Raw genomic sequence first — 21,102 nt, forward strand, 5'->3', positions numbered from 1 at the left:
AAATCATTATGAGAAGTACATTCAAGATACTGTTCTATATCAACAGACAGAAAACTAAGACAGACGGCAATACCGCCATTCTCTGCCGTATCACCATCGATGGAAAGAGCACAGCCATTACCACAGGTGAAGAGTGCAATCCCTCCGGGTGGAACAGCAAACAGGGGTTGACAACCAATAGGAAGACCAACCAAAGAATCAATGAGTTCAGGGAATTGGTAGAGAACACCTATCGGGACATACTGACGAGGGAAGGAGTGGTAAGCGTGGAACTTATCAAAAACCGCTTGCAGGGTATTGCCACCAATCCCACCACACTCCTTGCCATGAGCAGGGCGGAGCTGCAAGCCGTCAAGGAGAGTGTGGGCAGGTCAAGGGCAGAGGGGACTTATCTGAACCTTTACTATTCTGATAAAAATCTCCGAGAATTTATCGAAAACAAAGGAGTACAAGACATATCTATCACCACCATTACGGAGAGTCTGTTTGAGGAATACCGTTTCTTCCTGAAAAAGCGTGGGCTGAAAGCATCGACTGTCAATACTAACCTCTGTTGGTTGAGTCGACTGATGTTTCGTGCGGTCAGCAAGAGGATTATCCGCTGCAATTCCTTTGAGAACGCCAAGTATGAGAAGGAGGAAAAGAAGATACGCTTTCTGCAAAAGAGCGAGGTAATGAAACTTATGGCAATGAGGATGAACGACAGAGAATCGGAATTGGCACGGCTGATGTTCGTCTTCTCCTGCTTCACAGGTATGGCTATCGCTGATATGGAAAATTTGGAATACAGCCATATCCAAACGGCAGCAGACGGACAGAGATATATACGCAAGGAGCGTCAGAAGACAAAGCTTGAGTTTGTCGTGCCGTTACATCCCATAGCGGAAGCTATCATCAACTATTATAGGAAAGAGCTGGCAAGAAACGAAGAACAGCAGACGGTGAAAGAAAAAGGCGACAGCCTTGTCTTCCCCCATGAATGCAGCCGGAGCGTGATAAACGACAGACTTAGCATTGTGGGCAAGGCTTGCGGCATTAAGGAACGGTTGTCGTTCCACATGGCAAGGCATACTTTCGGCACCATGACACTCAATGCAGGAATCCCCATTGAGAGTATAGCCAAGATGATGGGACACGCTTCCATATCAAGCACGCAGATCTATGCGCAGATAACGGACAACAAGATTTCCGAGGATATGGATAGGCTTATTGCCAAGCAATCAGCAAAGGAGAAAGAAACTGCCAAGAGAGAGGCTGGTGAACTTTCGGAAAATGTAATAACTCATAAAATGGAGGAAACAGCATGAAGGCTATCAATAATCCCAAAAGAAAAATAAGCGTAAACAATCAGCGTAGTTATTTCGATTGGACTGATGAAATACAGGTCGTTCGCAAGGGGAATGGCGAAATCGTTATGGCGGAAGGAGAACTTGCAAGGTTCTTCGGCGTAACGTGGAGTAAACTCAACCACAGACTGCAAACGGTAATGAAATCCCCTAACCTGCATCCCGATGAGAGGGTTGCAGGTGAGGAGGAAGTCATAATCAACGAACAACTAAAAGGTTATGCTCCGCTCTATCCGCTTCCTGTCATCATCGCCCTGTCTTTTCAGTTGGACAGCGCGGAAGCCCATTTATTTAGAGAGTATATCTGTCAGAGATTGAAGAAACCTGCATCCGTGATAACACCGATATTTCTGTCCGGTAACACGAATAACTAATTGATTATTTCTTATCTTTCCTTTTTCTTTCACCGATTATATCTTACTACATAACTACATTAAGGGATAATGTATTGAAAAAGAAAGGTTTACATTGTAGTTAGTTGGAAGTCCTTACTATTACTACCATAGAACTACAGGCTACAATATAGTTGTCCTTTAAACATATTATTTTAATCTGGAATTTGTGGGGGTTGGAATAAATTATGTATTTTTGCAGTCATATAGTACACAATTACGTTATGCAATAAAACACCTATGAAATATAGATACAAAATAATACTCATATTTTTAGCTGCCGTGTTTAAACTAAGCTCTATTTGTGGGCAAACAGACACGGCTACGCTAAAAATTAGTTATAAAGCAGCATTTAAGTCTTGTGTAGAACGTCCGCAGCTGTTCGATGATATGATATTATTGGTTGGAAAGCAAATGAATATATTTTCTGTTTAGGGCAAATGCTTGGTGCCACCAGGAAAGCATAAAATTAACTTTGTGGTTTGGGAGCGAACATCGGTGCCTCGAGGGTATAGCTCGCAGAAAATGTTCGACTATGATGTAGAGATAGAACTAAAATCGGGTGGTTTATACGTCGTACAAGAACACCCTTCGTTGCCTTCTTTGAACATATCTTTAAGCTGTTTTGCTCCTAATATGCGTAAAATGGAGAATGAAAACCATAAACAGAGAGTTTGAATGTTACCATTCGGGGTGTTCTACTCGTTGTTTTGGCAAAATAATATCGTAAAGAATAAAGTAATATTACCTTATAAATATGGACGCAAGTACACTCTATTTCTGTTTATTTTTGTGGTGGGTAATTAGCTATTTAGCTGTTTCTTACCTGGTAAACCCGTCTCATGTGCGTTGGAACAACCCTATAAAGCAAAGTCGTATTGTAGTTCTTTCGGCTCTTGAAGTATCTTTTTTAAGCTTTATAGCACATTCTTACGTATATATAGAGGAATATCAAGCGAAGAATAACATAGAATTCAAATCAATATCCCACTTTTTTTCCTGTCTTACCGACCCACAGTCGAAGCCCATTTTCGAGGCAGATTACTTCTTGATGTTAGTTGTAATAGTTGTTATTTCTATAATTCCGCTTATCCGACACCTACGTTTAATATGGTGGATAAGTAGACACCCACACTATTCAATACTTATTTTCAAGGTGATACCCGAGATGCCGCCTCGCCAAATATTTATACTCAGCATAGATAATAAGGAATCTTGTGGCGGAAGATACATCTTGTCTTATTATAAATACTTGGTGTTGCCAGGCAAACATAAGTACCAATTCTGGTTGGGAGAACTTCATGGAAAAGGCAGTTATAGGCGTTTGTTCGGCCAAAAAATGGACCTTGATTTGTTGGCAGGGCATCAATACATTGTAGAAGAAGATGCTATGGAAGACAAGTTTAACATTCATGATACTTCGTCAGTTACCGATAGAGATAACTAAAGTAAAGAAACAAGTTAAAAAAATAGGTTATGATCATTGATTTTTTTGGATTTTAAGTTTGTGGTTACTATCCTTTTTGGTGGCTGTTTTGCTATATTTTAAATGGACCGCCCCCATTCTCGATCGATGGAACAACCTATTAGGACGGAGCGTTAAATTTGTAACACTTAGCGGTACCCTTCTTTTTATCAGTATTTGTGTGTTCTGTTACAAAACTATTGAGTGGGAAGTGTCTTCTAACAATACCGAAATTCGGAACTCTAACAGTCCTTCTTCCGATGATTCAAAGCCCAGAGTTATCTTCTCTCAGAAGGGCGATTTCATCTACATATTAGTTGTTCTATCTCTGGCATTTGCCTATTTTCTTATTCAATACCAGCGTTTAAAGCGATGGATAAGCGAACACCCAGACTACGCCATACTGGTTTTCGACCTTCAAGATATGGGATATGTTAAGCAAAAAGGGAGAATAATAAACGATGGTTTTCTCCCTATTAGCAGAGGACGAATCTACTTCACAAGAAGCGACTGCGGTTCCTGAAAGAGAAAGGCCAACAAACAAGCAGGACACAGAGAATACCATGCACTCTGAACCTGCACAGAACACTGAGCGTGCAACCGTTCAAAGACGCATCAGTGCCAAGATGAAAAAGAAAACACTTGAAGCCTACAAGCAAGCCTTTCTTGTACCGACTAAGTTAAACAACCGCAAGGCGGTTTATCTGAGCAAGGAAACACAGGAGCGTGCCGACTTCATTGTGCGTAGATTAGGCGACAGAGGCAGCAACCTTTCAAGCTTTGTTGAGAACATCGTTCGTCAGCATCTGGAGGAATATGGTGAGGACATAGAGAAATGGAGAAGACTGTAAGCCGTAAGAAAAGGTAGACGGTTTTCTGGAAAAAGGTCTACCCTTTCCTCAAAATAGGTCTACCTTTTCGAGCAAATAGGTCTACCTTTTTTGCTAAAAGGGTCTACCTTTTCTTCTTCAGCTTAGTTCTCTGTGAGAATACCACGAATGCAGTTGGTCATAGAATGCACGGCATTCGTTTTTAGGCTATAAAACGTTTTAAGCGTAAATGGTTTGTTCGGTAGCATTGCAAGACGTCAGTTTGTACCCACAAACAGCGCTTGCTCCCTCGTCAGACTATCGGGGAGATAAGACCGTAATCACTCCGTTCTCATCGGTCAGCATTCAGGAATTAAGAAATAACAAACCATCTACAATGATAAACTTTCAAAGAAACTTATATGAAAAGATACAAGGGAAAAACTGCCCGATGGCAGCAACAGAATAAGGAAGAACAGCGGATGAACAAGACGGAGTTCATCAAGGTAAGATGTACCTTAGAGGAAAAGCAACGTATCAAATCAAAAGCGGAAAGCACAGGGCGGAAGTTCTCTGACTACTGCCGTGAGATACTCCTTAACGGAGAAGTAACAGCTGTTCCCAAGATGACAGACAATGAGAGGGAAGCCATTGCCATTCTTCAACATACAGGAAAGTTCTACGGGCAGGTTTCCAATCTCATCAAAGTCAAGGACGAAAGATGGGTACTCATCACAAAGAACCTTTCCTTATGTGCCAAAGAAGCATTTAAGCGGTTTTACGACCCTCATTTTCGTGTGGATGATGAGGTATATAAGGTCTTAAATCTGAAGAGAGATGATAGGTAAATGTAAGGCGATAGCCCACGGCCGCACGGCTTTGGACTATATTTTTAGAGAAGGTAAGCTCGGCTATCGGCTTGCCTTCCACAATCTTTGCAGCAGGGAACCAAAGGCAATCTATGAGGAAATGAAAGTGATCAGCGACTACAACAGCCGTTGCAGGAACAAGTTTCTCCGTATCGAAATCGGCATCGCACCGCAGGACGAGAAAAAACTGCCCGTGTCCGAACTGATGCGGATAGCCCATTTGTTTGCCAAGCGAATGGGACTTGACAACCATCAATGGGTGGCGGTAACGCACAAGGACACCGACAACAGACACATTCACATCATCGCCAACCGTATCAGTCTGTACGGAGAAGTCTATGATACCACTTTTGTGAGCAACAGGGCAGCAAGGGTGGCAGAGGAAATAAGCAGGGAGAAAAACTTGACTATCGCAAAGGCGGTCAAGGCGGAAAGGAAATACCAAAAGGAAAAAGTCAGCCAGACGAGAGAGCAAACCAAGAAAGAGGTGCAGCAAATCTGTTATTCCCTGCTTGACAAGTACAAAGGTACGGGTATCACAGGGCATTCCATGTTCCTCTACGAGTTGAACAAGAACGGAATTTCCATAGGGCGCATGAAGAACAAGCAGGGCAAGGTCTATGGATTGAAGTTCTCATACAGAGAACATACATTCAAGGCATCCGAAATCGGCAGAGAGTTCGGCTACCGTTCCCTGCAGAAGAACTTTGAAACAACCAACAAGGAAGAATCAAGGAAACCACACCAAACAATACAGGAAGCAACAGAAAAGAACGAACGCCCTGATACTGGTTATCAACTCGTACCTCCAAGCCGTTCCTCAATTTCACGAGACAATGACACCTCACAAGTGCAGAATCCTATTAGTACAGTGGCAGACACCATTGTTGGTGCAGCCGACGAAGTGGTGGAAGGATTAGGCGATTTGATTACACCAACCGCACAGGGCGATGACCATGCCGAAACAGCATGGCAACGCAAATTGAGAAACCAAGCCAACAGGAAGAAGATACGAGGAAGAAGAATATAATCACTTTTCCAGCAACAAACAATATTAGAAAATGCAGAAAGAAGAATATCTCATCAAAAACGCTTGTTATTCGTTAACAAAGTATTATCTTTGCAGACAGAATAACAAGCGTTCTTTCTTTAGCAGTAAACAGCGACACAAAGCATTTCGCTCGTTTCCAAATCGTTACCTATTTAGTTTTACCAATAAGGTAACTTCTTTATTTTCAGACAGATATATTTTTATAATTATCTTGACGTGCAGTAGGTGCCCTTTTGAAGTCCAATAAAGCACCTTTTACTTTATTGCGTTATAACTAATTGATTTTCTGTGGATTGCAGACCTGATTCGTATATGTATTTTTGCCGTTATTTATAGATGTTTCCTTTGAAGTCATGTAATGATTTTTCAAAACCTTGTCTGCAAAAGAAGTTTATAGATGGATTCATAAATACAAAAAAAGTAGGCTGGAATAGCCAGCCTACTAAATGTCCATTACATCTAAAAATCTGTGTGTAAGAAACAAGTCTTATCACTCTAACTTTCTGAAGACCCAGAAATAAGAGTAACCTATTTATCTTGTGAGTACTGGCTTTCCCAGTTAGCCTCTTCTGGCTCTTCTCCCTTACGACCCTCAAGCTGAATAACAAAACTCTTTGCAGGGAAGTATGGAGTAATGTGAATATCAAGTAATACACGATCCTTTTGGTTTGGATCTTGCTCAATTCTCATCACTCGGAATTTCTCTATCAGACGTGTTGGACCTTGTATGCTATCAAGGAACTTCACAATCTGACTTCTCAAGTCAGCCTCTGTACGAGTAGTCCAGTTCTCGAATGCACGACGGTTCAGGAAGTCGAAAAGAACCTTAGAGATATAATCGAATACACGAACAACAGAGTATGTCTGCAATCCAAGGTTATCACCATTGAAGAGTGTCTTGGCAGAGAATGCCATCACCTTACTATACTCGTTGACCATTGGTACAAGACCCATGCGCTCTATTTCAGAAATCTCGCTTTTCTTCAAATCAAAACGTACACTCTCAACATCATTAAGACCACCGAATTTCTTACCAGCAACAACCTGTGACATCAATGTGCTGTAGATTTTACCAGCAAGTGCAGATGAGCCTGGAACGTAAAGATTGTCTTCTTCTCCTACCTGTACTACTTTCTGGCGTCCTAAAAGCCAGTTACATGTCATAATAATGTTTGACTTGTATATATCACCACCAGAATGGTCAGCATTAAAGAAGACATCAACAACATCGTCTGGTGTTTCTAAATCCTGGAAGTCGGTTAGGAGCATTACCTTATTGCTGTGTGCAATCTTACCCCACTTATCAAGTACAGCATTAGAACCTAAATATCCAGGGATGACAAGCAAAGAATAGTTGCGGCGGAGATCGAGACGATCGAAGTTATGCTTAAGCTCATTACTGATATAGTCAATGAAAACTGGATTGTCTAAGTCTTTCAATTGATCCATTTCAGCATTGACAATCGTTATGTTCTTTACCTTCTGACTCTCTGTATTGCGATAGAATAAAGCAACTGAACGGTAAGAAGTCTCAAGTTCGCGTGTACGAGCCAAAACCTTACTAAGATTTTTATTCAGTAAGTCCTCAACATGCAACGCTCTTTCCTTAGCCTTATCTCTCATTTGTTCAGCAGACTGACCAGATTTTAAAAGATCAATCCAAACCTCAAGACGATTGGCAAGAACCTTACGTTCATTCTCCCATTGTGCATCAGAGAGGAAAATGTTTCGGCGTGCCTTGCGTGTAGGATTCAGATTAGAAAAGCCGTCAATGATATTCTCTAAGAAAGTAAAACCACCATATTCTTTCAGCTTGTCTATTGCGTTAGCTGCAGAGGTGGTTCCCTGCTGTGCTATAGTACTTTTACTAATAGAAGGAGCCTGCTGTTCCTTAGCCTTTATTTTATTATTGTCCATTTTTAATTTAATTTTGATTCTTACTTGGCTTCTGTATTCTTAATTTCGTCAAGTGAACTCTGTAACAAATCAATTACAGCTTGGCGGGTTTCAGGATTAGCCAAAGCTTTCAGTAAGGCTTTATTTGATGAAAGTTGGCGAGCAATCTTTATATTCTGCTCTTTCTCTACATCAAGTTTACTAAGGAAAGCACTATGCTCTTTTAACTTTTCTGAGTCAAAATCTCCAAGATTCTTAAAGTGCATTGTCTCTGTGACATCTTCACCGTTGTCATCTTGCATCTCAAGTGTAACAGATGGTGAGAAATGTTCAAAGACATCTTCTACTGTTTGTAAACCATAAACCGCTTCAGGACTGGCTGGAGCCTCATCGGTTAACTTCTGTACTAACAAAGTTCTGTTGGAAGGGATGTCGGCAATTGACTCATTAGCGTCAACATTTACTTCATTTCCTCCAATTCCATAATCATAAATGGCCATATTTCTTATATTTAAGTTTTATCTAATAAGTTACAAATATACTCAAATCCGGCACAAAGCTATAAAATTTATACGTAATTCTCGTAAATTAAATGTGAAAAGACATTTATAAGCTAATTTTTATTATATTTTATTGATGGAGTTACTCAAAAAAGGTTGTTCATGGAGCACTATCTCCTCAAAACATCATTATACAAAAAGATATTTTATAAAAGTTCATTACGGATAAAAAGCAGTTCATAGATAAATTCGTAAAAACCAAAAATAGGGTTGGAGGGACTGTTATTGCGAAGAATTAGTGTAGCAGGAAAAAGAAAATGGTAAATAAGATTGTGCTCGCAGTAAGAAAGACATTCATATAACAATTTTACCATCTTAAGTACCAATAATTAAAATCCACTAATATAGTTCTTTAATGAGAACAATTCTCCTTTTTTAAGTATGGGATATTACCAATGGCACAATAATATAATTACGTAATATACTGTAGATATGAGATTTACATTTATATGCAAGCGTACAAGCATTCAGATTTGACCTACTTTTATTTGTTGTAAAATATTTTCCCGAAACCTCACAAGTTATGAAATAATGTAGGTGTTTTTGCCCCCTAAAAATTGGTTCATCCGACATTTGGAGTGATAACCTATAAATGATACTCAAAGTTTGAGACAAAAGTCTCTTCATAACCTTCTCATTAATAATGGATTTAGACTAAATGAAGTGAATCTATAAGTTATAGTAACTCCTGCACTACTAATTAGCACATTATGATTATAATTCTCCGTATATAAAGGGTTTAACATATATGAGCAATGGTGTAAGTAGTTGATTATTAATAACTAATTATTATCACTCCAAATTCCAGAAGACCCTAAAAATTGACCCACTGTTTGACCCACTTTTTCTCACGGAGTATTAGAACCTAAGTTATCAATAAATAAAACATCATATCAAATTATATCAGTAACTTCTTGATGTCCTGATAACTTTGACATGATTTGATATAAATCTTTAATGATTTTGTATAGAAGTCCATTTCCCTCTCTCTCCGCTTCGCATAGCGAGTTAAGTCCCTAAGTTACAACAACTTAGGGACTTTTTATTTATCTATACTAAAAAGTTGCCCCACTTTTTGCCCCAAAGTTGCCCCACTTTTTGCCCCACTTTTTGCCCCACTTTTTTCTCCGAAAATTTGTTCAATCCTGAAAAACGCTTTTTTATGTAAATATTTTTCAGTATTTGTAATTACCTGTTTTTCAATGAATAACAGAAGTCATAAAAAGTAGGAATCGAACCTTTCATATCAGATTATATCAAACGTTTCATTTATCGGATTTTTCGCCACTTGCAAATCACTTTCCCTTGCGGTTCGTTTTTGCCCTAATCAACTCCGAAGCTCGAATGATAGCCTTCTTGTTTAACACCACCCCTCCTTTACTTAGCCCTACTCTTTCCAGTGAACGTTGCTTGATACCAATATTTTCTGCTGTCAGTACACTATAAATTGCAGGAATAGATCCGAAATAATAGTTCTTCCTCCCTTCCATCAGTTGCACATGTATTACCTTTACCATAGTCCTTTATTATCTTTGATTTACCTCAAAGTTACAAAATAAGCCCTATATACGATATTTTGAGTGATAAATCTTCAAAATATCTATCTTGATTAGTTTTCAACTATTCTACAGTAGACATATCTGGCTTTAATTTTCCTTTGCAAAGGTAAGCAAGGTCGTAAGAACACAAAGTACCGCTACACTATTTAAGAATATTCTCACGGCAGCCTTCCACAAATCAAAGATTTGGGTTTTCCATGAGAATATCCTTAAATTACTTTGCTTATCTTCCTGATGACCTTACTACCTTATTTGCACGTAAAATTTGAAAGCTCGATAGTCTCCTGCTGTAAAAAGTAGAGAACTAAAGGGAAAAGTATTCACTTTAAAATAACACATATGGAAAGATTAAAGTTGCAGAGAGTGGGAAGAAACTACAGTGGGAACATTGCTTACAAGGATGAGAAAGGTAATTTTTACCTTGACCTAAATACAGCTACTAACGCAATTCCAACAGAGTTATATCATTGCCATCCATCTAATGATATGGACGGAGAACCAGGGTATCCTTTGCAGTGTGATTTTGAAATCATAAACCCTATCACAGATATAGAAGTTAGAGAGTATCATTTCAGAGGAAAATATATGATGTTATCGAAGATATACAATGATTTGACAGCATATTTTGGAGAGACAGGCGAGGAAGAACGTGATAAGCAAGACTTTCGTTATCACAATGACAAATATGGTCTTTGGGGTGATACCATTGCGGAAACTATAGACGAACTAAAGAGACGTTGGCACGAAATACCCGAAGACTTAAAACCTGAATGGTGTTCATGGGAGGATATTGTGAAGTTGGAGCGTAAAGCAGAATTAAGCAACTTCCAATAATATGTTGTATATGGTTACACTGCATAAGTAATCTTTATATCTATTTTTCTACTTGCAACTTACATGCAAGTAGAGAATTTATTAAATTTACAGTCATAAAACTAAAAGCTATGTTTACAATCGAGAAATTCAGAAACGAGTGTGCTAATGTTTCAACAGAAACCGAACTAAGAGAGAAAATTGAGGAGTGTGCAAGATTCTTCGGCTATGATGTCCGTGAGAAAGGTTGCTCTCTATATGATTTCTTTCCATGGGGATATAAATCTGACTATATTGGACGCTTCTTTGTTGAGCTAAAGAATGGAAATAGCTTGTTAGCAGACAATGCTACAATAGCAGAAGTTGAGCCAAGAAAAGTAAAGTTCTATGCTAATTATGATGACCCAGGAAGTGGTGATTACGTTTATACTTTTGAAATCGTATAAATTCACTTTTGGTTTAGCGTAATCCTTTTGTAAGAATAAGTGTATATATCATCTTAGATGCTGGTTTTCTTAAAGATTGCCAGCTTCTTTTTTGTGCTGCGCCAGATGGTCGCAGCACACATCAATCATAGCCCTATCAAACACGCTATCGCAAGTTTTTCTCTTTCTTGCTTTTCCCTAATGATTCTGCTTTATCCCTCGACAGCTTCGCCAGTGTCCTGTAAAGCATCAGGAACGCACTTATCTCATATACATGAGCGTACTTATCCTTTCTGCTTTACAGAACACAGGCTACGCCGAAACCCTTAAAACAGTCTGTGCTGTTTTAATCCCATGAAAATCACAGTCTCATGTTCTACGAAACATTTCGACAGAGGTTTTCAAGGGACTTTGGGAGAGCGGTTATGACAGTATTTTGTTTTAAAGCCTACGGCAACTTTGCTATTCTTTACCCTTTAGTTTAGGGCGAAGCCCTGCATCCTTTGTTATCGCTTACACTCCTTGCATACACAGTCTGGCTTTAATTTTCCTTTGCAAAGGTAAGCAAGGTCGTAAGAACACAAAGTACCGCAACGCTATTTAAGAATATTCTCACGGCAGCCTTCCACAAATCAAAGATTTGGGTTTTCCATAAGAATATCCTTAAATTACTTTGTTTATCTTCCTAATGACCTTACTACCTCATTTGCACGTAAAATTTGAAAGCCTGACCGTGATGCTGTAAAGCAGTTGAACGAGAGGGAAATGTATTACTTATTAGCAACAAGAATTATGACAAACAACTATGCTATCTTGCTATCGTTAGGCTTCTGTAAGGAAGATTATAAGTTTGAAAACTTCAAATCTGATTTTGGTTACGATTGGACAAGTGAAGATTTAGACGATGCTATTGAGAGTGCAGGATTTGATATACGAAATGTAAGAAACTGCTTGATGGATATACTTTGGTTTAAAGTTGTGTATGAATATGTTGATAATAAAGGCTGTGATAGAGAAGACTTTGATTGCTATGTGAACGGCTCACTTGACACCCACTTCTACTTCAAGGAGACCGAGGTAAATTCAACAGAAGACATAGAAGAACTTCTTGAAAGGGAAAATGAAATATCACATCGTCAAGTTTTTAATGCTTGACGATGTTTTACATAAACAAATAACAATCTCATCAATATGGAAAATCTATTTGAGACTTTAGTTGAGAAACTTCGCAAAGGCATTGTTTCTTTCGTGTATCGTAAGAAAGACGGCACAGAACGTCATGCGTGTGGTACGCTATATGGTATAGGACACACCATTAAGGGCAACAGCATTCATCACCATAGCAAATTTACACTTGCTTACTATGATGTAGATTGTAAGGCTTGGAGGTCGTTTCTCATTGACAATCTCATTGAGGTAGGCGAACTTCGTAAAGGGACAATAGCAGAACATCATGATATTTGTCTTGCACTTGTTGTTAAGCTAAAAGAGAAGATGAAGAAAGACGGAGTTACGGCTTTCGCTTATCGTAAAGTTGATGGTTCTGTGAGATATGCACATGGCATTCTTTCGGATAATATAGATATTACGGGACAATACTTTTGCTATTATGACACAGACAAGCAAGAAGAACGTAAATTTCGTATTGACGCTTTCATTGGTTTTGGTGAGCCATCAAGCATTGAGGTAAACAACATCTTCACAAACAATGAAGAGCCACAAGTGACAAGTGGTAAGTCTTATAATGACTTTAGTCAGCTTGACATTAAGACCATTCTTGCAAAGAAAGGTATAGATATTGAGGACACGGAGAACTTTATGGTCATTGACTTATTGCCCAAGCTGAATAAGGAACAACTGAAAGACCTTATCATAAAGGCAACAACGAGACTTGCAGAGTTATAAAAGGCAACGGGGGGCTTGACCACCCCTCCACAAACTTATATGTTTATGAAACAAGCAAATCCTAAGAAGCGAACACACCGATATTGTGCTAAATGCAATCATGAAGTGCAGTATGAACGAGTATTGGACTATCCCTTTTATTGTCCGCAGTGTGATGAAAATATGTATAACTTTGAAACGTATAGAAGAAAATGAGGTATCCAAGAATAGATGTATTCAAGCGCACGAAGCATACCCCTACTTACCAAGAGTTCTTTATAGTAGACACCATGCGACCTAATCGTCCAAAATGTAGTAAGTGTTGGAAAACAAAACTGCAAGCTGATGCTTATGCAAGACATGAACTTGCTTTATTAAAGAACGAGGGATATGAGAAAGTTGTTTATAATTCTATGATGATAGACTTATCAAAGTTTATCCGTTAGAAGAAAGTCCGTGGTTTGTCGCCACGGATTTTTGCTGTGTGCTGCTCCTAATGGTCGCAGCACAGATCTATCATAGCCCTCTTTCATTTTACAAGCCCTTGATTATATATACAAAACCTCCCTTTTGCCCTATCAAAACACACTATCGCAAGTTTTTCATTCTTACTTTCCCTCATGTTTTCTGCTTTATCCTCACAGCGTAGCCAGTGTTCTGCAAAGCATTAGGAACGCACTTATCTCATATACATGAGCGTGCTTATCCTTTCTGCTTTGCAGAACACAGGCTACGCTGAAACCCTTAAAACAGACAGAGCTGTTTTAATCCCATGAAAACCACAGTCTCATGTTCTACGAAGCATTTCGACAGAGGTTTTCAAGGGACTTTGGGAGAGCGGTTATGACATCATCCTATTTTAAAGCCTACGGAAATACAGCTATTCTTTACCCTCTTATCCTTGGGCATAGCCCTGTGTTCGTTGTAGTCGTTTACCCTCCTTGCATACACGATCTGGCTTTAATTTTCCTTTGCAAAGGTAAGCAAGGTCGTAAGAACACAAAGTATCGCTACGCTATTTAAGGATATTCTCACGGCAGCCTTCCGCAAATCAAAGATTTGGGTTTTCCATGAGAATATCCTTAAATTACTTTGCTTATCTTCCTAATGACCTTACTACCTCATTTGCACGTAAAATTTGAAAGTCCGATCGTGATGCTGCAAAAGCAGTTAAACGAGAGGGAAATGTATCACTTTAACAATTAGAATTATGGCAACATTGGCAAAAGCAAGCTACTGCATAGAGGGTAGCAAGGAAGACTTAAGGAGACTGTATAAGCTCTTTGACTTTATGACAGGGAGTAAGCACTTTTTGGTAGGTTCGTGTGATAGTTTGGAGGCTAACATCTTGAAAGAACTTGGTACTACAGAAGAACAGCTAAGTAAAAATAATATTCACGGGTTCATTGATACTTATGAACTTGATGAGAATGTTCTGAGAATAGAGACAAAAGAAGTATGCCATGTGAGCGATTTTCGATACCTATTGGCACAGCTAATGCCAAAGCTGAAAATTTATTATATTTTTGAGAAGTGGGAAAACCACGTTTACAATTCAAATGATACAGATGGTAAGTATTTTCCAGAGCGCTACTTAGTTCATGCTTGTATAAACGGTACAACATTTCATGAATATTTTAGAACTGAAGATGAGATGAAAATATTTGTTTCCAAGTTAATGGGAAGAAAGGATGTCACAATCGACGAAATTGGAGAGTGGATAGAAGAACATAGAAACAAAGATAATTTCATCAATATAATTGAAATGGAATATGTAGTGTTATGAAAGGCAACGGAGAGGCTAACCACCTCTCCATTGCCTTTTATGAAATTAAAAGATAGTTTTCATTCTATGATGATAAACTTATTAGAGTTTATCTGTTGAAGAAGTCTGTGGTTTTTCGTCGCATATTTCTCGTGTGCTACTCCTGTGGGTCGTAGCACACTGGTACATAAAAGCCCTCATTCATTTTTATATCCCTTAATACAAGGCTGTAATGTATACAAAGCCTTCTATTACCCTATCAAAACACGCTATCGCAAGTTTTGAACTTCTAACTTTTCCCTAACGTTTTCTACTAATCCTCCAGCGTAGCCAATGTCTTGTAAAACATCAGGAACGCATGTTTCTCATATAGACTTTGCAGAAAGTCTGCTATCACAGACTTCCACTAAAATCTATATGAGCGTGCTTTTCCTTTCTTCCTTACAAAACACAGGCTACGCCGAAACCCTTAAAACAGTCTGTGCTGTTTTAATCCCATGAAAATCACAGTCTCATGTTCTACGAAACATTTCGACAGAGGTTTTCAAGGGACTTTGGGAGAGCGGTTATGACAGTATCTTGTTTTAAAGCCTACGGCAATACAGCTATTCTTTACCCTCTTATCCTTGGGCAAAGCCCTATATTCTTTGTTGTCGTTTACACTCCTTGCATACACTTGTCTGGCTTTAATTTTCCTTTGCAAAGGTAAGCAAGGTCGTAAGAACACAAAGTACCGCTACGCTATTTAAGGATATTCTCACGGCAGCCTTCCGCAAATCAAAGATTTGGGTTTTCCATGAGAATATCCTTAAATTACTTTGTTTATCTTCCTAATGACCTTGCTACCTCATTTGCACGTAAAATTTGAAAGCCCGACAGTGATGCTGCAATAGCAGTTGAACGAAAGGGAAATGTATCACTTTAAACAACAAGGATTATGATTAAGGTAGTAGATAGTATTTATCCATCAAAGACAAAAGGATTTTTTGAGGTGGAGATTACAGAGGGGTTGATAACCGTAAATGGAGTAAAAATGAAAATAGTATATGACAAGAGATATACATTTTGCTTAGAGAATTTCACGTGCGTAAAAACACGAGACAATCAGATGTTAAAGCGTATATTGCAACGACCAAATTTTCATGACTTAGCAATTGAGATTTGTGAGCATGTAATGAAGTATGGAAAATAAATAACTAAAAGATATAGAATATGGCAAATTGGGCAAGTACAAGCTATGCTATCGAGGGTAGCAAAAGCGATTTAGAGAGAGTATTTAATGTTATTGATGGTTTTGTCAAAGGCAATACAAAGCCTGTTGAAGAAAACGCTTCAAAGGAATGGGAAGGCAATATCATTAAAATGTTAGGAGCGACGGACGAACAGATGAAGAACAACTATTTGCGTGGTTTCATTCAAACGTATGAGATGATAGATGATGTTCTTCGTATAGAAGCAGAAGAAGCATGGGGAGCAACCGATTTTCGTCATCTTTTGGCAAAGCTCATGCCCGGACTAACTATCTACTACATCGTTGAGGAAAGTGGTTGTGAAGTCTATGCAACTAATGATTGTGATGGCAAGTATTTCACAGATAGCTACTATGTTGATATTTGCATTGACGGAGATTACTTTAGTGAATATTTCGACACAGAGAAACAAGTCTTGGCTTATGTGGCTCAGTTATTGAAGAAAGAAGCAGTCACGATGGCAGAGATAGACGAATGGAACGAGATACAAGATGATAGCGAAAACTACATCTATGTTCATGAGTTCGAGTATGTAGCATAAAGAAGGTAACGGAGGGGGTTAACCACCCCTCCACAATAAACAATATTATGAATATACCAACTATAATTCAAGTTTTGACCGTCGTATCACCAAACGCAACTGTTATTTATCAGCAAGTATACGTAAATAATGATTATGCAGCTACGGCTGACCGTGACAGGCAGGTAAGAATACACAAAGATATGCTCATTAGTGGAGGTATGATTTGCTTAAAGCAGTTTTAAGACAGAAGAGTAATAATAGATAACGGAGGGAGTAATCGTCCCTCCTCAAACAAAACAACAATATGCAACATCAAGATTTTTATCACCAATATGCTACTATCCAGGAAGAAGAAGTAAGAGCTTTAAACGAAGCATTGCGCAACAGAACCGACAAGGAGTTTCATTGGTATGCTGACTTCCCATATGTAATTGCCGAGCTTTCTACTTGTGATGGTCATGTAGATGCAAAGGTCATGGCAGTGAAGTATCCTGTTACCCCTTCAAGCGGTATCCTCATTATGCCCGACGAAGATAATGAGTATTACGAAGTTGGATATAATGATATTCAATTCGGAGATATTGATGGTATATTGGACGAATTACCCGAGGAATGAAAAAGAAGCCCCACTGATATTCATAATAGAATAATATCAGTGGGGTAATACTTCTAAATCTATAGGCTTTAATTCACCTTATCTCCTTCAATGATAGGCACTGTCATAGGCATACCGCCATTGTTCATATAGCTATACGTTCCTGTCCTTTGAGGATTTTTCATGGTAATCACTTGGTCACTATAAAAATCCTTACCAATTAGCACAACCGTATTGCCAAGATACATATCTAATTTCTTGTCAGAGATTTCTTTTGCTAAAGCAGCATCTTCTCCAATCACCTGAAACACCTTGAATGATGTCTCCTTTTTGTTTTCATAGCTTACAGGCTTTTCAAGACGCTGTATAGCATCGTCTTCGTTGTTCTTTTGGCTTACAAAGCCAATAATGAACAACACCGCTATTGTCAGGACTATGCCCGACAACATGCCGATAAAGAAAGATTTTTTGTTCATTAGTTATTTATTTTCAAATTTAAGTTTAGGCGGACTTTACACAATATCAATAATCTTATCAGCTATTCGGAAATACTTGTCTTATAGAACTGTACCCATAGCCCTGTTTCTCTTTGCCAGCACCTCTTTGCATAGCTCAATCCGAGGCTCTCGCATAGTCTATGTTTGCCATAAGCATATGTTCGATTAATATATGTTTGCAAAGTTACAAGAAATCGAACTTAAAAGCAAATGGATATACCTTTTTTTCATGTCATGCTTTGAAATCCGATTAATTTTAATATTATCAAACCCTATTTACATCAAAATAGCCCTTGTTACATAATCCATTCGTCAGAGCCAAATAGCACTGACTTCATTTAGCCCTCTGCAAAACACACTATCGTAAGTTTTGTTCTTGTAAGTAGCCCTAATTAGCTTCTATGAAGCCCTGTGATTATAGGCGTTGCCTACTTTTGTGTTGCTACTCTGCATTGATTTTTATTGTGCAAAGGTAGCGTTGCTTCCATTCCTGTGAAAGTACCGCTATCGCTATTTTCAGCAGATTTTTCACAAACCCACCGCAATTTCTCTTACAGACAAATTGGGTTTCCATGAAAAATCTACTGAAAATTCCTTGCACATCCATTCCATCCACGCTTTTTCCATGCACATAAAAATTCAATCCCGAGCAGCCCCACTTTAAAAAGTGGGAACTAAAGGGAAAAGTATCAAATCATTAAAACTTTTAGCTTATGCAGACAATTCAATTGCAAGTTAGTAACATCGACCCTATGATGATGGGTTATGAGCAAAAGACCACATTTTGGATGGACTTTTCCATTGCAGACAAGTTTGGTATCGCTGCTATCAAAGATACCTACAAACGAGCTTTCAACGCATGGAAAGGCAATCATATTTATCTTACAGAGCTTGTAATGGTACTCAATCACAAAATTTGGCAATGGTACAAGGAGAATGAAGCCGTTGCAAGAGTGTACAACACACTTTGGGAAGAAGCCGACCTATGGGCGCAAGAGAACCTCAAAGGCAAAGAGCTTGAATACTTCTACAAAGTAACTGACTAAAAGGAAACGGAGAGACTAACCATCTCTCCACAATACTTACTTAAATGAAAGACCTAATAATACTGATTAGTTTTGTAGCAAGTGCAATAAACCTCATAATAGTGGAGCATCCTGGTGATTTTCATAAGTGTATTGCATTTATCTTTTTTGTGGTTATGGCTTGTTTATGGATAGGCGCAACGAAGCAAGGACGTAACATCACTAAGTCTCTATGTGATAACGTTTAAATCTGTATATCATGGGAAAGATACACTTATCAAGCCCCTGTCCTATTTGTGGAGAAAGAATATTCATGAATAGTCATGGATACCAATGTGAATGTTGTAGCTTTAATTTTAGCTATTATATCTGTAACAGATACATTGACAAAAAAGAGGCTGAGATTATTCTTGGTGGAGAAAGAATTATCTTAGATGGTTTCTCGACAAACTCAGGACATGTTTTTTCTTCTATTCCTGTATTAGATGGGTATTCTATACGTCTTGACAATACGGTTGATTATATCTCTGGAATTGGTAGAATTGTTGTTGGTAATAAGAGCTTTACCGATAGCAAACAACCTCATAAGTTGAGAATACAACGAATATATAATGGTCATAGGCTGACTATTTCAGAGATTAAAATCTTACTCAATGAAGGAACTGTTTTAATTGATACTCTTGATGAAGAAGGTAATGAAACTAAAAATATTCTTCAATATATGAAGAATAAACAAAAGGTATCATTCCACCGGTACTAAGGCAAAGGAGTCCCTGTCTCACGACAGAGGCTCCTTTTAGGGTTTAAAAAATCAGTTATCATTAAAACTTAATTGCTTATGTTCTTGTGGTTCTATGTGCCAACCATACTCTTGTAAGTTTTTTGCAAAAACAAAATCAATGAGGCTTTTTTGCTTATATTTCTTTGTTCCTTGCACAAACTTAGGTTGTTTTTGCTTTTCATAAAGAACCTGGATTACCTGAGAGTAACTTTCCTTACATCGTAGCTGTTCTTTATCTATTTTTTCCATGTAATAATCTACTTCATCTTTATCTAAATAGCTGTTAAGTAGTTGTAATATGGTATCTCTTTGAAAAGTTTCATCAAGTTGAAGCCAGTTGGTTTGCTTGATTTGTTTTCTTTTAGCAGGACGTTTAGTTTTATTTTCTTCATAGGGAAAAAGATACTCCCCCTCTTTGCATGGACGGTCTAATTCTGAGTCTTTAGATTTAGGGTGTTCACGTGTGTAGATGTAAAAGCGTAAAGACTTTGGAGAGCCATTACGCCCACGTCCATAGCGTTCTGCAACCTCATAATCAAACCATACATCTGAACGTTTTTCTCTATATAACTTATAAAGTTCCTGTTGTGCAGGAATAATAACTTTCTCGACCATCGTTTTAAATCGAGTATACTTCTCTTTCTCCAGCAACTCACCAGTCTTTGGGTCATGCAGCTCGGAAAGTCCAAAAGTAAAACGAAATGCTTCAACAGACATCTTGAAAACACGTTTCTTATATGTTTCGTTCGGGGTAGATGGGTCTACAAAACGAAAATCACCTGAGTACTGACAACAGAACTCATAGAATTTCTGTGAATACTTTGATTCGAGTAAGATGGCAGTGTGAAGATTTAAAACTGTAAATGATTTAGTTAGGCAGATAACATAATCATATAGCTCTGGGGAAACACGCACAGTATAATCATTTGTTGCTGTATTCCAGCGAAAGGCATCTATCCAATGAAAATAATCTATGACAAGTTGATTTTTCTCATTATTGTGAAACTGAATGATTGCTTTTTGAGCAAGCGAGCGAACGGTCTTATAAGTTCGAACAACATTGGTGTTGCCTCCTATCGATGATAAATCCTTATCTGTCATATTGAAGACAAGTTTTTCCCAATTTTCACGCATCTTCAATCCCATTTCTTCATAGCGCATTTTAATTGCTTCTGACAACTTATAAAGAAAACGTCGCTCCATCATGGTATAGCGTAATGGTGAGCGCATCAATAGATTGCTGAAACTGAAAGGACTTCCTGTCGTTCCTCCATTCTCAATCAAAGTAAAAATCCGTTTTGTCATTTTTAAACCCTTTAAACTTTTCTTTTGGATAAATCCTTATAAGGTCGTAGCGAAAATATATTAAAGGGTACTGGAGGCGACAACTGTCTACTATACCAGCAATTGTATTAAAGTGTCTCGAAACGACAATACAAAGATATTTCTTTTCTTTCATATACGCAAAGAAACTTCATCTTTTCATAGTGAAATCTAAGTTGTACTAACAAGCAAAAAGAAGGTGTTATTCATTCTCAAAAGGTTACATAATAGTTCTCAAAAGGTTACATAATAGTTCTCAAAAGGTTACATAATA

General features: G+C 38.2%; 24 protein-coding genes. 19 read left to right on the forward strand and 5 right to left on the reverse strand.

Annotation, left to right across the window (positions count from 1 at the left end; genetic code table 11):
* Positions 1-8: 8 nt before the first annotated feature.
* The 7 genes from D464_RS0109240 to D464_RS0109275 all read left to right on the forward strand — a co-directional run bounded on the left by D464_RS0109240 (position 9) and on the right by D464_RS0109275 (position 5,911).
* Positions 9-1,307: a site-specific integrase gene (locus D464_RS0109240; RefSeq protein WP_018911151.1), complete on the forward strand. Its 1,299-nt coding sequence runs from the start codon at positions 9-11 to the stop codon at positions 1,305-1,307.
* Positions 1,304-1,720 carry a hypothetical protein gene (locus tag D464_RS0109245; protein WP_018911152.1) on the forward strand — a complete coding sequence of 139 codons (417 nt, stop codon included), beginning with the start codon at positions 1,304-1,306 and terminating at the stop codon, positions 1,718-1,720. The genes D464_RS0109240 and D464_RS0109245 overlap by 4 nt, the downstream gene beginning before the upstream one ends.
* A gap of 258 nt (positions 1,721-1,978) precedes the next feature.
* Complete coding sequence (locus D464_RS13955) at positions 1,979-2,173, forward strand: hypothetical protein (protein ID WP_018911153.1); 195 nt, start codon at positions 1,979-1,981, stop codon at positions 2,171-2,173.
* A gap of 322 nt (positions 2,174-2,495) precedes the next feature.
* Entirely contained in the window at positions 2,496-3,185 is a 690-nt protein-coding gene (locus D464_RS0109255) for a hypothetical protein (RefSeq protein ID WP_018911154.1), read from the forward strand.
* A 479-nt stretch (positions 3,186-3,664) separates the two neighbouring features.
* Positions 3,665-4,054 carry a DUF3408 domain-containing protein gene (locus tag D464_RS0109265; protein ID WP_018911155.1) on the forward strand — a complete coding sequence of 130 codons (390 nt, stop codon included), beginning with the start codon at positions 3,665-3,667 and terminating at the stop codon, positions 4,052-4,054.
* Between the two features lie 380 nt (positions 4,055-4,434).
* Positions 4,435-4,860 (forward strand): plasmid mobilization protein, encoded by a 426-nt coding sequence (locus D464_RS0109270; RefSeq protein ID WP_018911156.1) that lies wholly within the window; start codon positions 4,435-4,437, stop codon positions 4,858-4,860.
* Positions 4,850-5,911, forward strand: a complete 1,062-nt coding sequence (locus D464_RS0109275; protein ID WP_018911157.1) for a relaxase/mobilization nuclease domain-containing protein — start codon at positions 4,850-4,852, stop codon at positions 5,909-5,911. Before D464_RS0109270 ends, D464_RS0109275 begins: the two co-directional genes overlap by 11 nt.
* Positions 5,912-6,460: 549 nt before the next feature.
* On the opposite strand, the gene D464_RS0109280 is transcribed toward D464_RS0109275, so the two are convergent.
* The 3 genes from D464_RS0109280 to D464_RS0109290 all read right to left on the reverse strand — a co-directional run bounded on the left by D464_RS0109280 (position 6,461) and on the right by D464_RS0109290 (position 9,905).
* Positions 6,461-7,849, reverse strand: a complete 1,389-nt coding sequence (locus D464_RS0109280) for a DUF5458 family protein (RefSeq protein WP_004384107.1) — start codon at positions 7,847-7,849, stop codon at positions 6,461-6,463.
* Between the two features lie 20 nt (positions 7,850-7,869).
* Positions 7,870-8,328 carry a hypothetical protein gene (locus D464_RS0109285; protein ID WP_004359671.1) on the reverse strand — a complete coding sequence of 153 codons (459 nt, stop codon included), beginning with the start codon at positions 8,326-8,328 and terminating at the stop codon, positions 7,870-7,872.
* A gap of 1,355 nt (positions 8,329-9,683) precedes the next feature.
* Positions 9,684-9,905: a hypothetical protein gene (locus D464_RS0109290; RefSeq protein ID WP_018911158.1), complete on the reverse strand. Its 222-nt coding sequence runs from the start codon at positions 9,903-9,905 to the stop codon at positions 9,684-9,686.
* A gap of 381 nt (positions 9,906-10,286) precedes the next feature.
* Here D464_RS0109290 and D464_RS0109295 point away from each other — a divergent pair, with 381 nt between their 5' ends.
* The 10 genes from D464_RS0109295 (at position 10,287) to D464_RS0109340 (ending at position 17,223) form a co-directional block, all read left to right on the forward strand.
* On the forward strand, positions 10,287-10,781 hold the full coding sequence (locus D464_RS0109295; RefSeq protein WP_018911159.1) for an LPD11 domain-containing protein: 495 nt from the start codon (positions 10,287-10,289) through the stop codon (positions 10,779-10,781).
* A gap of 110 nt (positions 10,782-10,891) precedes the next feature.
* A complete protein-coding gene (locus D464_RS0109300; RefSeq protein ID WP_018911160.1) occupies positions 10,892-11,206 on the forward strand; it encodes a hypothetical protein in 315 nt (104 codons plus the stop codon).
* Positions 11,207-11,977: 771 nt separating this feature from the next.
* Positions 11,978-12,340: a hypothetical protein gene (locus D464_RS0109305; RefSeq protein WP_018911161.1), complete on the forward strand. Its 363-nt coding sequence runs from the start codon at positions 11,978-11,980 to the stop codon at positions 12,338-12,340.
* A 36-nt stretch (positions 12,341-12,376) separates the two neighbouring features.
* Positions 12,377-13,090, forward strand: coding sequence for an SH3 beta-barrel fold-containing protein (locus tag D464_RS0109310; RefSeq protein ID WP_018911162.1), 714 nt, complete (start codon positions 12,377-12,379; stop codon positions 13,088-13,090).
* Between the two features lie 191 nt (positions 13,091-13,281).
* On the forward strand, positions 13,282-13,515 hold the full coding sequence (locus tag D464_RS0109315) for a hypothetical protein (RefSeq protein WP_018911163.1): 234 nt from the start codon (positions 13,282-13,284) through the stop codon (positions 13,513-13,515).
* A gap of 764 nt (positions 13,516-14,279) precedes the next feature.
* Positions 14,280-14,855, forward strand: coding sequence for a hypothetical protein (locus D464_RS0109320; protein ID WP_018911164.1), 576 nt, complete (start codon positions 14,280-14,282; stop codon positions 14,853-14,855).
* A gap of 916 nt (positions 14,856-15,771) precedes the next feature.
* Positions 15,772-16,026 carry a hypothetical protein gene (locus D464_RS0109325; protein WP_018911165.1) on the forward strand — a complete coding sequence of 85 codons (255 nt, stop codon included), beginning with the start codon at positions 15,772-15,774 and terminating at the stop codon, positions 16,024-16,026.
* Between the two features lie 20 nt (positions 16,027-16,046).
* Positions 16,047-16,625, forward strand: coding sequence for a hypothetical protein (locus D464_RS0109330; RefSeq protein ID WP_018911166.1), 579 nt, complete (start codon positions 16,047-16,049; stop codon positions 16,623-16,625).
* Positions 16,626-16,699: 74 nt separating this feature from the next.
* On the forward strand, positions 16,700-16,849 hold the full coding sequence (locus D464_RS13750; protein ID WP_167319246.1) for a hypothetical protein: 150 nt from the start codon (positions 16,700-16,702) through the stop codon (positions 16,847-16,849).
* Between the two features lie 62 nt (positions 16,850-16,911).
* Positions 16,912-17,223 (forward strand): hypothetical protein, encoded by a 312-nt coding sequence (locus D464_RS0109340; protein ID WP_018911167.1) that lies wholly within the window; start codon positions 16,912-16,914, stop codon positions 17,221-17,223.
* 68 nt (positions 17,224-17,291) lie between these two features.
* Here D464_RS0109340 and D464_RS0109345 read toward each other — a convergent pair whose 3' ends face one another.
* A complete protein-coding gene (locus D464_RS0109345) occupies positions 17,292-17,678 on the reverse strand; it encodes a hypothetical protein (RefSeq protein WP_024985812.1) in 387 nt (128 codons plus the stop codon).
* A 734-nt stretch (positions 17,679-18,412) separates the two neighbouring features.
* On the opposite strand from D464_RS0109345, the gene D464_RS0109355 reads away from it, so the two are divergent.
* Entirely contained in the window at positions 18,413-18,745 is a 333-nt protein-coding gene (locus D464_RS0109355; protein ID WP_018911170.1) for a hypothetical protein, read from the forward strand.
* 238 nt (positions 18,746-18,983) lie between these two features.
* Positions 18,984-19,484 (forward strand): hypothetical protein, encoded by a 501-nt coding sequence (locus D464_RS0109365; RefSeq protein WP_024985813.1) that lies wholly within the window; start codon positions 18,984-18,986, stop codon positions 19,482-19,484.
* Positions 19,485-19,535: 51 nt separating this feature from the next.
* Here D464_RS0109365 and D464_RS0109370 read toward each other — a convergent pair whose 3' ends face one another.
* Positions 19,536-20,810 carry a replication initiation protein gene (locus D464_RS0109370; RefSeq protein ID WP_024985814.1) on the reverse strand — a complete coding sequence of 425 codons (1,275 nt, stop codon included), beginning with the start codon at positions 20,808-20,810 and terminating at the stop codon, positions 19,536-19,538.
* Between the last annotated feature and the right edge of the window lie 292 nt (positions 20,811-21,102).

Origin of the sequence: Prevotella veroralis DSM 19559 = JCM 6290, from assembly GCF_000377625.1 — a bacterium.
GTDB classification, from domain to species: Bacteria; Bacteroidota; Bacteroidia; order Bacteroidales; family Bacteroidaceae; genus Prevotella; species Prevotella veroralis.

Coding starts and splice junctions, on each gene's coding strand:
- D464_RS0109245 (WP_018911152.1), top strand. CDS start 1,304: ATGAAGGCTATCAATAATCCCAAAAGAAAAATAAGCGTAAACAATCAG.
- D464_RS0109305 (WP_018911161.1), top strand. CDS start 11,978: ATGACAAACAACTATGCTATCTTGCTATCGTTAGGCTTCTGTAAGGAA.
- D464_RS0109310 (WP_018911162.1), top strand. CDS start 12,377: ATGGAAAATCTATTTGAGACTTTAGTTGAGAAACTTCGCAAAGGCATT.
- D464_RS0109340 (WP_018911167.1), top strand. CDS start 16,912: ATGCAACATCAAGATTTTTATCACCAATATGCTACTATCCAGGAAGAA.
- D464_RS0109325 (WP_018911165.1), top strand. CDS start 15,772: ATGATTAAGGTAGTAGATAGTATTTATCCATCAAAGACAAAAGGATTT.
- D464_RS0109315 (WP_018911163.1), top strand. CDS start 13,282: ATGAGGTATCCAAGAATAGATGTATTCAAGCGCACGAAGCATACCCCT.
- D464_RS0109255 (WP_018911154.1), top strand. CDS start 2,496: ATGGACGCAAGTACACTCTATTTCTGTTTATTTTTGTGGTGGGTAATT.
- D464_RS0109370 (WP_024985814.1), bottom strand. CDS start 20,810: ATGACAAAACGGATTTTTACTTTGATTGAGAATGGAGGAACGACAGGA.
- D464_RS13955 (WP_018911153.1), top strand. CDS start 1,979: ATGAAATATAGATACAAAATAATACTCATATTTTTAGCTGCCGTGTTT.
- D464_RS0109275 (WP_018911157.1), top strand. CDS start 4,850: ATGATAGGTAAATGTAAGGCGATAGCCCACGGCCGCACGGCTTTGGAC.
- D464_RS0109290 (WP_018911158.1), bottom strand. CDS start 9,905: ATGGTAAAGGTAATACATGTGCAACTGATGGAAGGGAGGAAGAACTAT.
- D464_RS0109280 (WP_004384107.1), bottom strand. CDS start 7,849: ATGGACAATAATAAAATAAAGGCTAAGGAACAGCAGGCTCCTTCTATT.
- D464_RS0109320 (WP_018911164.1), top strand. CDS start 14,280: ATGGCAACATTGGCAAAAGCAAGCTACTGCATAGAGGGTAGCAAGGAA.
- D464_RS0109270 (WP_018911156.1), top strand. CDS start 4,435: ATGAAAAGATACAAGGGAAAAACTGCCCGATGGCAGCAACAGAATAAG.
- D464_RS0109265 (WP_018911155.1), top strand. CDS start 3,665: ATGGTTTTCTCCCTATTAGCAGAGGACGAATCTACTTCACAAGAAGCG.
- D464_RS0109240 (WP_018911151.1), top strand. CDS start 9: ATGAGAAGTACATTCAAGATACTGTTCTATATCAACAGACAGAAAACT.
- D464_RS0109365 (WP_024985813.1), top strand. CDS start 18,984: ATGGGAAAGATACACTTATCAAGCCCCTGTCCTATTTGTGGAGAAAGA.
- D464_RS0109295 (WP_018911159.1), top strand. CDS start 10,287: ATGGAAAGATTAAAGTTGCAGAGAGTGGGAAGAAACTACAGTGGGAAC.
- D464_RS0109330 (WP_018911166.1), top strand. CDS start 16,047: ATGGCAAATTGGGCAAGTACAAGCTATGCTATCGAGGGTAGCAAAAGC.
- D464_RS0109300 (WP_018911160.1), top strand. CDS start 10,892: ATGTTTACAATCGAGAAATTCAGAAACGAGTGTGCTAATGTTTCAACA.
- D464_RS0109285 (WP_004359671.1), bottom strand. CDS start 8,328: ATGGCCATTTATGATTATGGAATTGGAGGAAATGAAGTAAATGTTGAC.
- D464_RS0109355 (WP_018911170.1), top strand. CDS start 18,413: ATGCAGACAATTCAATTGCAAGTTAGTAACATCGACCCTATGATGATG.
- D464_RS0109345 (WP_024985812.1), bottom strand. CDS start 17,678: ATGAACAAAAAATCTTTCTTTATCGGCATGTTGTCGGGCATAGTCCTG.